Source organism: Streptomyces sp. CRN 30, from assembly GCF_034105845.1.
The window spans coordinates 26,941-40,383 of record NZ_JAVRHI010000268.1; the positions used below are offsets into that span (position 1 = coordinate 26,941).

Annotated in this window: 13 protein-coding genes; 6 read left to right on the top strand and 7 right to left on the bottom strand. The window is 73.7% G+C overall.

Annotated elements, in window-relative coordinates; genetic code table 11:
- Positions 1-46: 46 nt before the first annotated feature.
- From UW392_RS28730 to UW392_RS28750, 5 genes are read right to left on the bottom strand one after another with little or no spacing between them, the layout of a single operon-like run.
- Complete coding sequence (locus UW392_RS28730; protein ID WP_320778040.1) at positions 47-439, bottom strand: hypothetical protein; 393 nt, start codon at positions 437-439, stop codon at positions 47-49.
- Positions 436-717, bottom strand: a complete 282-nt coding sequence (locus UW392_RS28735; protein ID WP_320778041.1) for an Arc family DNA-binding protein — start codon at positions 715-717, stop codon at positions 436-438. The genes UW392_RS28730 and UW392_RS28735 overlap by 4 nt, the downstream gene beginning before the upstream one ends.
- Before the next feature lie 52 nt (positions 718-769).
- Positions 770-1,615, bottom strand: a complete 846-nt coding sequence (locus UW392_RS28740) for a sugar phosphate isomerase/epimerase family protein (protein WP_320778042.1) — start codon at positions 1,613-1,615, stop codon at positions 770-772.
- The gene (locus tag UW392_RS28745) at positions 1,612-2,769 is read right to left on the bottom strand and encodes a dihydrodipicolinate synthase family protein (RefSeq protein ID WP_320778043.1); all 1,158 of its coding nucleotides are present in this window, start codon (positions 2,767-2,769) and stop codon (positions 1,612-1,614) included. Before UW392_RS28745 ends, UW392_RS28740 begins: the two co-directional genes overlap by 4 nt.
- Complete coding sequence (locus UW392_RS28750) at positions 2,766-3,917, bottom strand: Gfo/Idh/MocA family oxidoreductase (RefSeq protein ID WP_320778044.1); 1,152 nt, start codon at positions 3,915-3,917, stop codon at positions 2,766-2,768. Before UW392_RS28750 ends, UW392_RS28745 begins: the two co-directional genes overlap by 4 nt.
- Before the next feature lie 421 nt (positions 3,918-4,338).
- Here UW392_RS28750 and UW392_RS28755 point away from each other — a divergent pair, with 421 nt between their 5' ends.
- From UW392_RS28755 to UW392_RS28765, 3 genes are all read left to right on the top strand, one after another.
- A complete protein-coding gene (locus tag UW392_RS28755) occupies positions 4,339-5,379 on the top strand; it encodes a LacI family DNA-binding transcriptional regulator (RefSeq protein WP_320778045.1) in 1,041 nt (346 codons plus the stop codon).
- A gap of 208 nt (positions 5,380-5,587) precedes the next feature.
- Entirely contained in the window at positions 5,588-6,388 is an 801-nt protein-coding gene (locus UW392_RS28760) for a sugar phosphate isomerase/epimerase family protein (RefSeq protein WP_320778046.1), read from the top strand.
- Between the two features lie 179 nt (positions 6,389-6,567).
- Positions 6,568-7,437 carry an MHYT domain-containing protein gene (locus UW392_RS28765; RefSeq protein ID WP_320778047.1) on the top strand — a complete coding sequence of 290 codons (870 nt, stop codon included), beginning with the start codon at positions 6,568-6,570 and terminating at the stop codon, positions 7,435-7,437.
- Here the strand turns inward: UW392_RS28765 and UW392_RS28770 are convergent.
- Together UW392_RS28770 and UW392_RS28775 are read right to left on the bottom strand one after the other, a co-directional pair.
- Positions 7,434-8,195 (bottom strand): peptidase E, encoded by a 762-nt coding sequence (locus tag UW392_RS28770; RefSeq protein ID WP_320778048.1) that lies wholly within the window; start codon positions 8,193-8,195, stop codon positions 7,434-7,436. The two genes, UW392_RS28765 and UW392_RS28770, sit on opposite strands and share 4 nt — an antisense overlap.
- 47 nt (positions 8,196-8,242) lie before the next feature.
- On the bottom strand, positions 8,243-9,196 hold the full coding sequence (locus UW392_RS28775) for an EamA family transporter (RefSeq protein WP_320778049.1): 954 nt from the start codon (positions 9,194-9,196) through the stop codon (positions 8,243-8,245).
- An 89-nt stretch (positions 9,197-9,285) separates the two neighbouring features.
- Between UW392_RS28775 and UW392_RS28780 the strand changes: the two genes are divergently transcribed.
- The 3 genes from UW392_RS28780 (at position 9,286) to UW392_RS28790 (ending at position 13,267) form a co-directional block, all read left to right on the top strand.
- Entirely contained in the window at positions 9,286-10,203 is a 918-nt protein-coding gene (locus UW392_RS28780; RefSeq protein ID WP_320778050.1) for a LysR family transcriptional regulator, read from the top strand.
- Between the two features lie 411 nt (positions 10,204-10,614).
- Positions 10,615-12,474 (top strand): glycoside hydrolase family 3 protein, encoded by a 1,860-nt coding sequence (locus tag UW392_RS28785; RefSeq protein ID WP_320778051.1) that lies wholly within the window; start codon positions 10,615-10,617, stop codon positions 12,472-12,474.
- Between the two features lie 190 nt (positions 12,475-12,664).
- Positions 12,665-13,267: a hypothetical protein gene (locus UW392_RS28790; protein ID WP_414496710.1), complete on the top strand. Its 603-nt coding sequence runs from the start codon at positions 12,665-12,667 to the stop codon at positions 13,265-13,267.
- The last annotated feature ends 176 nt before the right edge of the window (positions 13,268-13,443 follow it).

The following is a 13,443-nucleotide window of genomic DNA, read 5'->3' on the forward strand; positions in this document are numbered from 1 at the left end:
CCGGTCGTCGACCGGGCCCTCGGCGCCTGTTCCGCGGAACCGCCGGTCAGCGGTTCAGGTCCATGACTCCGGCCCCGAGCCCTTCGTACGGTTCCGGAGTCACCGTGGCGATCAGCGCCCCCGTGGGAAGCATCTGGTTCGGCCGCGCGGCATGGACCGCGGCCGAGACACCGAAGTCGACCCCCACCCGGCTCAGGTCGGCGACCGTCACCGCCATCGCGTAGTCGTCCTCGACCACATGCAGGACGTCCACCAGTACGCCCACGTGATCGACGATTCCCGTGCGCCGGCGTTCTGCCTCCAGGAGGCACAGGACAGGCACCCACAGGCGCACGTCATCGCTCGCGGCCGCGGCGTGGATGAGGCCCGACACCTGTTTGTCGCCCCCCATCGCCAGCAGGGTCGACGTGTCGAGGACGTAATGCTCGATCGTGCTCAACGAGGGGACTCCGCCTCCGCGAGGGCGGCCCGGCGAGCGGCTGACGCCTCCCGCATCCTGCGCCGCATCTCGGCGGACTCCTCGTCCGAGACGTCGTGCCCGAAACGCTCGGCGAGCAGGTCACGCGTACGCTCGGCCCGCTCCCTGATCTGATCGGGAGTCATCGTCTGAGCCGCTATGTCCTGCATCAGGGCACGCAGGCTGGTCCCCCGCGCCTCCGCCACCGCGGCGAGCTGGTCACGGACTTCGGCGGGCACACGGATCATGACATCGGACATGCGAGGAGTATACGCCAGCGCGTATACGTGACGTATACGCGCTGGCGCACCCCTACAGCGCGTGCTCCACGAACCGCGCCGCCGTCTCCGCCAGCAGCTCACGCCCGTCCCGGGCCCACAGCTCGTCGTTGAAGAGCTCGACCTCGATGGCGCCGGTGTAGCCCGCCGCCTCCACGTGGCCCTTCCACTCGCGCATGTCGACCGCGCCGTCCCCGACCTGGCCGCGCCCGTTCAGCACGCCCGCCGGCAGCGGGGTGATCCAGTCGGCGAGCTGGAAGGTGTGGATGCGGCCCGAGGCCCCCGCGCGGGCGATCTGCGCGGGCGCGTCCTCGTCCCACCAGATGTGGTACGTGTCCACGGTCACGCCCACCTGCTCCGCCGGGAAGCGCTCCGCGATGTCCAGCGCCTGCTTCAGCGTGGACACGACGCAGCGGTCCGAGGCGAACATCGGGTGGAGGGGTTCGATGGCCAGGCGGACGCCGTTCGCCGCCGCGTACGGGCCGAGCTCCGCCAGCACGTCCGCGATGCGCTCCCGCGCCCCGTGCAGGTCCTTCGAGCCGGACGGGAGGCCGCCCGAGACCAGCACGAGGGTGTCCGTGCCCAGGGTGGCCGCCTCGTCGACCGCCCGGCGGTTGTCGGCCAGGGCCTGCGCGCGCTCGTCGGGGTCGACGGCCGTGAGGAAGCCGCCCCGGCAGAGCGTGGTGACCGCCAGGCCCGCGTCGCGGACCAGTTTCGCCGCCGCCTCCAGGCCGTACGACTGGACCGGCTCGCGCCACAGGCCCACGGCCGGGATGCCGAAGTCGGTGCACGCTTCCACCAGTTCCGGCAGCGACAGCTGCTTCACCGTCTGCTGGTTGATGGAGAAACGGGTCAGGTCGAGACCGCTCGTGTCGCTCATCGGTCCTGCTCCACTCCGTACACGCCCAGCAGGTTCCTCATCCGCGTCTGAGCCAGCGCCGGGTCCGGGAACAGCCCCAGCCCGTCGGCCAGTTCGTACGCGCGGGCGAGGTGCGGGAGCGAGCGCGCCGACTGCAGGCCGCCCACCATCGTGAAGTGCGACTGGTGGCCGGCCAGCCAGGCCAGGAACACCACGCCCGTCTTGTAGAAGCGGGTGGGGGTCCGGAAGAGGTGGCGGGACAGGTCGACCGTGGGGTCGAGGAGCTTGCGGAAGCCGGCCTTGTCGCCCGTGTCCAGGACCCGTACCGCCTGAGCCGCCAGCGGGCCCAGCGGGTCGAAGATGCCGAGCAGGGCGTGGCTGAAGCCCTTCTCGTCGCCCGCGATCAGCTCGGGGTAGTTGAAGTCGTCACCCGTGTAGCAGCGCACGCCCCGGGGGAGCCTGCGGCGGAGGTCGATCTCCCGCTGGGCGTCCAGCAGCGAGACCTTGATGCCGTCCACCTTGTCCGAGTGGGCGGCGATGACCTCCAGGAAGGTGTCCGTGGCCGCGTCCAGGTCGGGCGAGCCCCAGTAGCCCTCAAGGGCCGGGTCGAACATCGGGCCGAGCCAGTGCAGGACCACCGGTTCCGCTGCCTGGCGGAGCAGGTGGCCGTAGACCTCCAGGTAGTCCTCGGGGCCCGAGGCCGCCGCGGCCAGCGCGCGCGAGGCCATCAGGATCGCCTGCGCGCCCGACTCCTCGACGACGGTGAGCTGTTCCTCGTACGCCGCGCGGATCTCGGCCACGGTGCCCGACGCGAGCTGGTCGGTGCCCACGCCGCACGCGATGCGGCCGCCCACCGCCTTCGCCTCGGCGGCGCTGCGGCGGATCAGCTCGGCCGCGCCCGCCCAGTCCAGGCCCATGCCGCGCTGGGCGGTGTCCATGGCCTCGGCGACGCCCAGGCCGTGCGACCACAGGTGGCGGCGGAAGGCGAGGGTGGCGTCCCAGTCGACGGCGGCGGGCGAGTCGGGGGACACGTCCGCGTACGGGTCGGCGACGACGTGGGCCGCGGAGAAGACCGTACGGGAGGTGAAGGGCGCGCCGGTGGTCACCGCCAGGGGTTCGGTGCGCGGGGTGTAGGTGCGGAGTGCGCCGTCCGCGCCCGGGAGTCGGATCGTCACAGCGCGATCTCCGGTACGTCGAGGCGGCGGCCCTCGGCCGAGGACGTGAGGCCCAGTTCGGCGAGCTGGACGCCGCGGGCGCCGGCGAGGAGGTCCCAGTGGTAGGGGGCGTCGGCGTAGACGTGCTTGAGGAACAGCTCCCACTGGGCCTTGAAGCCGTTGTCGAACTCGTCGTTGTCGGGGACCTCCTGCCACTGGTCGCGGAAGGAGTAGGTGGCGGGGATGTCGGGGTTCCAGACCGGCTTGGGGGTCGCCGAGCGGTGCTGGACGCGGCAGTTGCGCAGGCCGGCGACGGCGGAGCCCTCGGTGCCGTCGACCTGGAACTCGACGAGCTCGTCGCGGTTGACGCGGACGGCCCAGGAGGAGTTGATCTGGGCGATGGCGCCGCCGTCGAGCTCGAAGATCCCGTAGGCCGCGTCGTCGGCCGTCGCGTCGTACGGCTTGTCCTGCTCGTCCCAGCGCTGCGGGACGTGGGTGGCGGTGAGGGCCTGGACGGACTTCACGCGGCCGAAGAGCTCGTGGAGGACGTACTCCCAGTGCGGGAACATGTCGACGACGATGCCGCCGCCGTCCTCGGCGCGGTAGTTCCAGGAGGGGCGCTGCGCGGGCTGCCAGTCGCCCTCGAAGACCCAGTAGCCGAACTCGCCGCGCACGGAGAGGATGCGGCCGAAGAAGCCGCCGTCGATGAGGCGCTTGAGCTTGAGCAGGCCCGGCAGGAACAGCTTGTCCTGGACCACGCCGTGCTTGATGCCGGCCGCGTTCGCGAGGCGGGCCAGCTCCAGGGCGCCGTCCAGGCCGGTCGCGGTGGGCTTCTCGGTGTAGATGTGCTTGCCCGCGGCGATCGCCTTCCTGATGGCCTCCTCGCGCGCGGAGGTGACCTGGGCGTCGAAGTAGATGTCGATCGTCCCGTCGGCGAGCACGGCGTCCACGTCGGTGGACCAGTGCTCCAGGCCGTGCTGCTCGGCGAGCGCTTTCAGGGCGTGCTCGCGGCGGCCGACGAGGACCGGTTCGGGCCACAGCACGGTGCCGTCGCCGAGGTCGAGGCCGCCCTGCTCGCGGAGGGCCAGGATGGAGCGGACGAGGTGCTGGCGGTAGCCCATGCGTCCCGTCACGCCGTTCATGGCGATGCGCACCGTCTTGCGTGTCACGTCGGTCCCTTCGGTCGTGCGTCGCGTTCGTACGCCGCCCCCGCGGTCATGGGGCCCGTACGCCTCCTGCGCCGCGTACGCCCACCCGGTGAGCGTGACAGCAAGCGCTTTCTATCGAATGAGACGCTAGCCTCTGTGCGTCGGATCGGACAAGGGCGCGCGGGACGCGAGATACGCGGTCAGGTGGAAGACCCGGCCGCGGCGCGGCGCACGGACACCTGTCCAGTGATGCCCGTGTGCGCCCGCACGGCAACCGGCGCCGCCGTACGGGCGTCTGTGAGGCTGATCCCGCGGCCGTACGGCGACTCGTGCGGCCGCGGACGAGGACGAGACGACGTGACGACACCGGCGCGGTGTCGCGCGGGCCCCGACGGACCCGGGCGGCACCGCGGCGGGGACCGGACCGGAGGACGAGGAAACGATGACTGTGACCCTGGCGGACGTGGCGGCCCGCGCGCAGGTGTCCCCCGCGACCGTGTCCCGGGTGCTCAACGGGAACTACCCGGTGGCCGCGTCCACCCGGGAGCGGGTGCTGCGGGCCGTGGACGAGCTGGACTACGTCCTCAACGGTCCCGCGAGCGCGCTCGCCGCCGCCACCTCCGATCTGGTCGGCATCCTGGTGAACGACATCGCCGACCCCTTCTTCGGCATCATGGCGAGCGCGATCCAGTCCGAGATCGGCGGGCCGGGCGGGCGCGCGGGCGGGGAGCGGCTGGCCGTGGTGTGCAACACGGGCGGCTCCCCGGAGCGCGAACTGACCTACCTCACCCTCCTCCAGCGCCAGCGCGCCGCCGCGGTCGTCCTCACCGGCGGCGCCATCGAGGACGCGGCCCACGTCGCCGCCGTCGGCAACAAACTCCGCAAGCTGGCGGACGCGGGCACCCGGGTGGTGCTGTGCGGGCGCCCGCCGGCCCCCGGGGCGATCGCCCTCACCTTCGACAACCGCGGGGGCGGCCGGCGGCTCACCGAGCACCTCATCGGCCTCGGCCACCGCCGCCTCGGCTACATCGCCGGACCCGTGGAGCGCACCACCACCCGCCACCGCCTGGAGGGCCACCGCGACGCGCTCGCCGCCGCCGGCATCGAGGACGACCCCCAGCGCACGGTGTACGGCCGCTACGACCGCCTCTCCGGCTACGAAGCCACCCTCGAACTGCTGCGCCGCGACCCGTCGATCACGGCCGTGGTGGCGGCCAACGACACGGTCGCCCTGGGCGCGTGCGCCGCGCTGCGCGAGGCGGGGCTGCGGATCCCGGACGACGTGTCCGTGGCGGGCTTCGACGACCTGCCCTTCAGCATCGACGCGGTGCCCGCGCTGACCACGGTCCACCTCCCCCTGGCCGAGGCGGGCGCCCGCGCGGGCCGTATCGCGATGGGCCGCGAGGAGCCCCCGCCGGGCGGCATCGCGACGGTGGGCGGCGAGCTGAGGGAGCGGGGGTCCACGGGGGCACCCCGGGACTGAGCCGCCGGGCGGGCGCCGCGGCGTCCGCCGTCGGCTCCGGTGCGCGGACGGCGTGCGTCGGCCCCGTTACGCGGACGGCGTGGATCCGGTCGGTTCGGTCAGAACGGGCGTCCGGTCCCGCACAGTGGGCAGGTGTGACCCGTATCGTCCGCCGCGTGCCGTGCCCTGCCGCAGGTCACGCCGCCACACCCCAGCGAGGTGGGATTTCGTGAAACTGGCCTTCTCGACCCTCGGCGTCCCCGGTCTCCCCCTGTCCGACGTCGTCCGCCTGGCCGGCGAGCACGGCTACCACGGCGTGGAACTGCGCGCCCACCCCGAGGAGCCGGTGCACACCGGGCTCGGGGCGGAGGAACGGGCCGCGGCCGCCGCCGAGTTCAAGACGGCGGGTGTCGAGATCCTCGGCCTCGCGGGGTACGTGCGGGTGGCGGCCCCGGGCGACGACGAGCCCGTCCTGGCCGAACTGCGCGAACTCCTCGGCCTCGCACGTGACCTGGGCGCCCCCTACGTGCGCGTCTTCCCCGGCGGGGGCGAGGACCAGGACGCCGAGGAGGCGGACGCGACGGCGGCCCGGCGGCTCGGCACGGCGGCGCAGGACGCCAACGACGCGGGCGTGCGCATCCTGCTGGAGACCCACGACTCGCACCGTACGGGCGCCGACGCCATGCGCGTCCTCGGCCTGGTCGGGCACCGCCAGGTCGGCGCCCTCTGGGACGTCATGCACACCTGGCTGGGCGGCGAGCAGCCGGCGTCGAGCTACGCGGCCCTCTTCCCGTACCTGGGGTACGTGCAGGTCAAGGACATCGCCTCGGCCGACGACACCACTCCCCTGCCGCTCGGCGCGGGCGTCCTGCCGCTCACCGAGTGCGTGGACCTGCTCTCCCGGGAGGGCTGGGACGGCTGGCTGTGCTGGGAGTACGAGAAGCGCTGGTACGAGGGGGCCGCACCGCTGCCCGAGCTGCTCGCGGCGGGGCGGGAGCACTTGGCGCGCCTGCTGAACGAAGCGGCCTGAGCGCCTGCGAAGGAGGCCCTGACGGGGCGGCGGTGCCCGCCGCCCCCGCCTCGTAAAACCGGACAGATGCTCAGCTTTCCTGAGTTGACCGAGTGCTCACGGTACGGCTGGTTTTTGCGTTCCCTTTGACGTATACCTTCATCCCACATTCCAATTTGCGACTCGTGGGGGGTTTGCTGATGCAGGGGACGATCGACGGTTTCAGTTATGGAGCGGTCACGCCTCTGGTGGCGTACGTCATGGCGTGCCTGGGGGGCGCGCTGGGACTGCGCTGCGTGGTCCGGTCCGTGCACACCGAGGGGTCCTGGAGGCCCGGCTGGCTGCTGCTCGGCGCCGCCTCGATCGGGTGCGGCGTCTGGACGATGCACTTCATCGGCATGATCGGCTTCAAGGTCGTGGAGACCCAGATGCGCTACGACGTCGGGCTCACGGTGCTGAGCCTGGTGGTGGCGATCGTCGTGGTCGCCATCGGCGTCTTCGCCGTGGGCTACCGCGGGGCCTCCCGCGTCACGCTGGCCGCGGCGGGCGTCTTCACCGGTCTCGGCGTCGCCGGCATGCACTACCTGGGCATGGCGTCCATCCAGCTCAACGGCTCCCTGGAGTACGACCCGGTCACCGTCGCGCTCTCCGTGCTGATCGCGATCGCGGCCGCGACCGCCGCGCTGTGGGCGGCCGTCTCGGTCAAGGGCTTCCTCGCGAGCGTCGGCGCCAGCCTGGTGATGGGACTGGCCGTCTCCGGCATGCACTACACGGGCATGGCGGCCGTCGACGTGCACCTCCACGGCGCCACCGACAGCGTCATCTGGGCGGGCGAGGCGCCCACCTCCCTGCTGCTGCCCATGATGATCGGACCGGTGGTCTTCCTGGTCGTCGCCGCGGCGGTGGTGATGTTCGACCCGGTGCTGGTGATGGGTGACATGGAGCCCGCCCCGTCGTCCATGCCCCGGCAGCGGGTCGTGCTCCGCGGGCAGTCCGACGGCGTGGCCCCGCTGCCCGGCGACTCGGTCGCGCAGGCGTGGCCCGGCCCGAACGGCGGGCCCCGCAACTAGCGTCCGCGTCGGGGCAGCCAGCACCCGCTCCCGGGCAGCAGGCGTGGTACGACGAGGTCCTCGACGGCCGCGTCGCCCTCCCGCCGGACCACGTGGGCGCCCTTCCCGGGCACCTCGGTCACGGCCTCCACGAGTTCGGTCCCCCGGTAGACCAGGCCGACCCCGTCGTCGGTGCAGTGGGTGACGGGCAGCGTGCCGTCGACCACGAGCCGGTGGATCAGGGGGCGGCGGCCCGGTTCGCTGTCGTAGTGGACCCCGTTGCCGTACGGCAGGTAGCCCAGAGCGTTGGTGACCGGGCGCAGTTCGGGCCCGGAGGAGTCCGTGGTGCCGCCCCGGAACCAGCAGAGGGACCCGGCACTGATCCCGCTGAGCACGACGCCCGCCTCCCAGGCGCGCCGGAGGATCGAGTCGAGCCCGTGGACCCGCCACACGGCCGGCAGGTTGGCCACCGAGCCGCCCATGACCCGGACCAGGTCCTGGTCGGGCACGGCGGCCTCCACGTCCGCGAGGTTGGGCATCGCGAAGAGGGTCAGCGGGGTGAGGTCGAAGCCCGCCACGCGCGCGGCCTCGCCCGCCTGCGCGGCGAAGGCCTCGCTGTCCCCGATGGCCGTGCCGACGTACATGACCTTCGGCCGGCGCCCGTGCACCCCCGCGAGGTCGACCGCGTGGTGGACGAGGGGGCCGAAGGCGACTTTGGTGCGGTCTCCGGGCCGGAGTCCGCCCGAGGTGGCGACGATGGTGGGTTCCCGGGCAGCCATGGTCCAGGACCCTGGCAAGGGCCCGGCCGGGCATATGACACAGGTCCTCAGGGGGCGGGAGGCACCGTCTCGGGAGCCGCCGGGGCGGGTGCCCGGTCCGGGGCGGGTGCCCGGTCCGGCCGGGGCACCGGGGACTTCGGCGCCCGTGGCGCCGGCGCCAGTGAGGTCAGCGCCACCCCGCCGACCAGCAGGGCCGCCGCGGCCCACCGCAGACCGCTGACGGGCTCGCCCAGGAACAGGGCCGCCGACGACATCCCGAACACCGGGATCAGCAGCGAGAACGGGGCCACCGTCGACGCGGGGTGGCGGCGCAGCAGCCATCCCCAGGCACCGAAGCCGAGGACCGTGGCGACCCAGGCGACGTACAGGATGACGCCCGCGCCCTGCCAGTCGAGTGCGCGCAGGGCGGCCAGGTCGGCCTCGTACCCCTCGGTGAGCAGGGACAGCAGCAGCAGCGGCAGGACGGGCACCGTGCTCACCCACACCATGAAGTTGAGGGAGTCGGGCGGCGACGCCTTGCGGGTGAGGACGTTGGACAGGCCCCAGCAGGCGGCCGCCGCGACGACGAGCGCGAAGGCGCCGAGCGGGCCGCCCGTGCCCTCGTCCACCGCCGCGAGCCCCACCCCGCACAGCGCGACGGCCATGCCCGCCAGCCGCAGGACGGTGGGCCGTTCACCGAGGAACGCGAAGGCGAGCAGGGCCGTGAAGACCGCCTGCACCTGGAGGACGAGCGAGGACAGTCCGGCGGGCATGCCCGCGTCCATGCCGACGAACAGCAGCCCGAACTTGGCCACGCCCAGCGCGAGTCCGACCGCCAGTATCCACTTCCACGCGACCTTGGGCCGGCCCACGAAGAACACCGCGGGCAGGGCGGCCACCAGGAAGCGCAGGGCCGAGAGGAGCAGGGGCGGGAAGTGGTCGAGGCCGACCTCGATGACGGTGAAGTTGACGCCCCAGAGGGCGGCGACGAGGACGGCGAGACAGATGTGTGCGGGTCGCATGGTCCGAGCATCGGGTTCCCGTACCGTTCAGCACCAGCGATGATTGCTGCAAGGTCGGATGAAGCAGTGCTAACGGGAGGAGCCGCCCTGTGCTGGATCTACAACGCCTGCGTGCCCTGCACGCCGTCTCCGTGCACGGCACGGTCGGCGCGGCGGCGGCCGCCCTCGGCTACACGCCCTCCGCGGTCTCCCAGCAGATCGGGAAACTGGAGCGGGAGACGCGCACGGTGCTCCTGGAGCGCCAGGGGCGCGGGGTCCGGCTCACCGACCAGGCGCACCACCTGGTGGCCACGGCACGGGAGCTGCTCGCGATCGTGGAGCGGGCGGAGACCGAGCTGGAGCAGCGGCGCGGGGTGCCCGCGGGGCGGCTGACGGTGGCGGCGTTCGCGAGCGCGGCCCGGGGCCTGATGCCGGGCGCCCTCGCCGACCTGGCCGTGCGGCACCCGGCGCTGGACACCCGGCTCACGGAGGTGGACCCGCACCTCTCCGTCGACCTGGTGGCCAAGGGCGCGGTCGACCTGGCGGTGGCGCACGACTGGGACATCGCCCCGCTGCCCGCCCCGCCGGGCGTCGAGCAGGCGGTGATCGGCGACGACCTGTGCGACCTGCTGGTCCCGGCGGGGCACCCGTTCGCCGGGCGCCCCGCGGTCCGCCGGGAGGAGCTCGGGGGCGAGCGCTGGGTGTGCCAGCCGCCGGGCCGGGTCTGCCACGACTGGCTGGTCCGTACGCTGCGCGCGGCCGGCTGCGAACCCGACATCGCCCACCAGGCCGAGGAGAACCCCACCCTGGTCGCCCTGGTCGCGGCCGGCCTCGGGGTGGCCCTGATCCCGCGCCTGGGCCGCGGCCCGCTGCCCGAGGGGGTGGTCGAGGTGCCGCTCGACCCCATGCCCGTACGCCGGCTGTACGCCCTGTGGCGCACCGGCGCGGCACGGCGCCCGGCGATCGGGGAGACGGTGCGGACCCTGCGGGAGCACTGGCCCAGGGTGTCGGCGCACGCGCCGCGCTGAGCCGCGCGGGGGCGCGGGCGCGTACCGGCCGCCTGGCCGGAAGTGACCCTGGAATCCCGCTGCTTAACCCCCGTACCGACTTCTCGGCGACTTCGCGGAAATACCCGGAAACCGGGGAACCCGGATTCGCCCGGCGCCGTCATAGCGGCATGCTGCCGGATGAGTCTCCGCAGTGCGGTGTCGGCCTCGCTGCTGGCTGCGAACGCTGACCACCCTCTCCGCCGTCTGCGGCCGGCAGCACGCCGCCACCGGCGCGCCCCCCTCCGACAGCGCCGGTGGCGGCCCCTCCGCCCGCCCTGCCGCTTTCCTGTGCGATTCCCTGCGCGGTTCTTTGTGCGCTCCCTTGACCGGCGGAAACCTTCCCGTTATTCGTGATGCCTCGGAAGTTTCCTTCAATGGGAAGGAGCGCACGTGCGCGACTTCGGCAAAGGAAGCACCATCTCCCGTACGTCCGGTACGGGAAGCAGCGCGTCCAGACGCACCGTCCTCGCCGCGACCGCGGGCGTCACCGCCGCCCTCGCCGTCCCCGCCGTCCCCGCCCGCGCCGCCGGTTCCGCCGGGCCCGACGACCGGGCGCTGCGCGGTCTCGTCTCCCGCATGACCCTCGAGGAAAAGGTCGGCCAGCTCTTCGTGATGCGGGTGTACGGGCACTCGGCGACCGCGCCGGACCAGGCCGACATCGATGCCAACCTCGCGGAGATCGGGGTGCGGACGGCCGCCGAACTGCTCGACCGGTACCGGGTCGGCGGCATCATCTACTTCGCCTGGGCGCACAACACCCGTGACCCGCACCAGATCGCGGACCTGTCGAACGGCATCCAGCGGGCCTCGCTCGGCCTGCCGCGCGGACTGCCCGTGCTCATCTCCACCGACCAGGAGCACGGCGCGGTGGCGCGGATCGGCAGGCCCGCCACCCTGTTCCCCGGCGCGATGGCCCTCGGGGCCGGCGGCTCCCTCCGTGACGCCCGCGAGGCCGGCCGGATCGGCGGCGCCGAACTGCGCGCGATGGGCATCCGCCAGAACTACGCCCCGGTCGCCGACGTCAACGTCGACCCGGCCAACCCGGTCATCGGCGTCCGCTCCTTCGGCGCCGTCCCCCGGGACGTGGCGGGGCTGGTGGCGGCGCAGGTGAAGGGGTACGAGAGCGCCGGGATCGCGAGTGCGGCCAAGCACTTCCCCGGGCACGGCGACACCGACACCGACAGCCACGTCGACTTCCCCACTATCGGGCACACCCGCGAGGAGTGGTTCCGGCTGGACGCGCCGCCGTTCCGGGCCGCCGTCCGGGCCGGCATCGACTCGATCATGACGGCGCACCTCGCGGTCCCGGCCCTCGACCCCTCCGGCGACCCGGCCACCCTTTCCCGGCCGATCCTGACCGGCGTCCTGCGCGGGGAACTCGGCTACGACGGCGTCGTGGTGACGGACTCCCTCGGCATGGAGGGCGTGCGCAAGACGTACGGCGACGACCGGGTGCCGGTGCTCGCCCTGAAGGCGGGCGTCGACCAGCTCCTCAACCCGCCCTCCCTCGACGTCGCCTGGAAGGCGGTCCTGGCGGCCGTGCACGACGGCGAGCTCACCGAGGCGCGCCTGGCGGAGTCGGTACTGCGGATCCTGCGGCTGAAGTCGCGGCTGGGGCTGTTCCGGGACCCGTACGCCGACGAGGGGAGCCTGCGGCGGACGGTGGGCGCGCGGAAGCACCTGGCCGTCGCCGACCGCATCGCCGAGCGGACGACGACCCTGCTGGTCAACGAGCGGCGCCTGCTGCCGCTGTCCCGCCGTACGCACCGCCGCGTCCTGGTCGTCGGCGCCGACCCGGCCTCCCCGTCGGGCACCACGGGACCGCCCACCGCCGTCCTCGCGGGTGCCCTGACCGAACTCGGCTTCACGGCCACGGCGCTGTCCACCGGGACGGCGCCCTCCCCGGAGGCCGTCGACCGGGCCGTGGCGGCGGCCGCGGGCAGGGACGCGGTGGTGGTGGCGACGTACAACGTCACGGCGGCGAGCGCGCAACGCACCCTTGTGGAGCGGCTCGTCGCCACCGGCGTGCCGGTCGTCGCGGTCGCCGTCCGCAACCCCTACGACGTGGCCCGTCTGCCGGGCGTCGGCGCCTTCCTGGCGGCGTACGGCTGGACCGACGTCGAGGTGCGGGCCGCCGCGCGGGTGCTGGCCGGGCGGGTGGCGCCGCGGGGCAGGCTGCCGGTGCCGGTGCAGCGGGCGGACGATCCGGCCCGGGTGCTGTATCCGGTGGGGTACGGCCTGACGTACTAGGGCCTACGCCGCGCATCGGGCGGATCGTCACAGGTGGGCGCAGAGCATCCGCCACGTCTGGCGTGGCTCCCCGCGCGGGCGTCACGCTGGGCGGGGGACGCGCCGGATGGCGGCGTCAAGGGGGGCGGTGGTCGTGCGAGGTGAACGGACGGTGCCGTGGACCGTACCGGCGGTCGTCGTGGCGGCGGTGGTGGCGCTCGTCCTGGCGGCGGTGACGGTGCTGACCGGCTGTCAGCGGTCGTCCGGGGCGTCCGGGTCCGGCCCGGAGCCGTCGGGCGGGGCGGCGACGGTGGTGCGGACCTCGGGGTACGGGGCGGTGTTCCTCGGGGCCGGCGAGTGCAGCTCCTTCGGGACGACCAGCTTCACGGAGGTGTCCTGCGCCGGTGAGCGGGCCTTCGCGCGAGTGGTGGCCCGGCACGACGGCGAGGTCTCCGCAGGGCAGCCCTGCCCGGCGACCACGGACTTCGTCCTGCACATCAGCGAGTCCGGGGCCCTCCACGACGAGGACGGCGACGGCCGCATCGCCCAGGGGTACGCGTGCATGCGCAGGCTCCAGCCGCCGCACCCCGGCGACCCCGGCGGCGGGGGCGGGCCCCGCACGATCGTCGGCGACTGCGTGTACGGCGCGGGCCGGGGCGAGGTCCGCGAGACGGCCTGCGACGGCGGGGGCGGGCACGCGCCCGAGTACCGGGTGACGCGGGCCGTCACCGCCCGCTCGGAGTGCCCGGAGCCGACGACCCTGTACGTCGAGCTCGGCGGGCGCGAACCGGTGGGGTGCGCCCGGCCGGTGTGAGGGACGCACGGACGGGGTGCGGCCCCCGGCGGTTCGACACTGTTGGGAAACGAGCCGTGATCTTGCGTCCCACCGCCGTCAGGCGGTGGGACGCAGTGCTTCAAAGCGTGAGGTGCGGGTTCCGGCTCGAGGGTTGCCGGTGTTCCAGGCGTCGAGTCGGGTGAGGTTCATCGCAG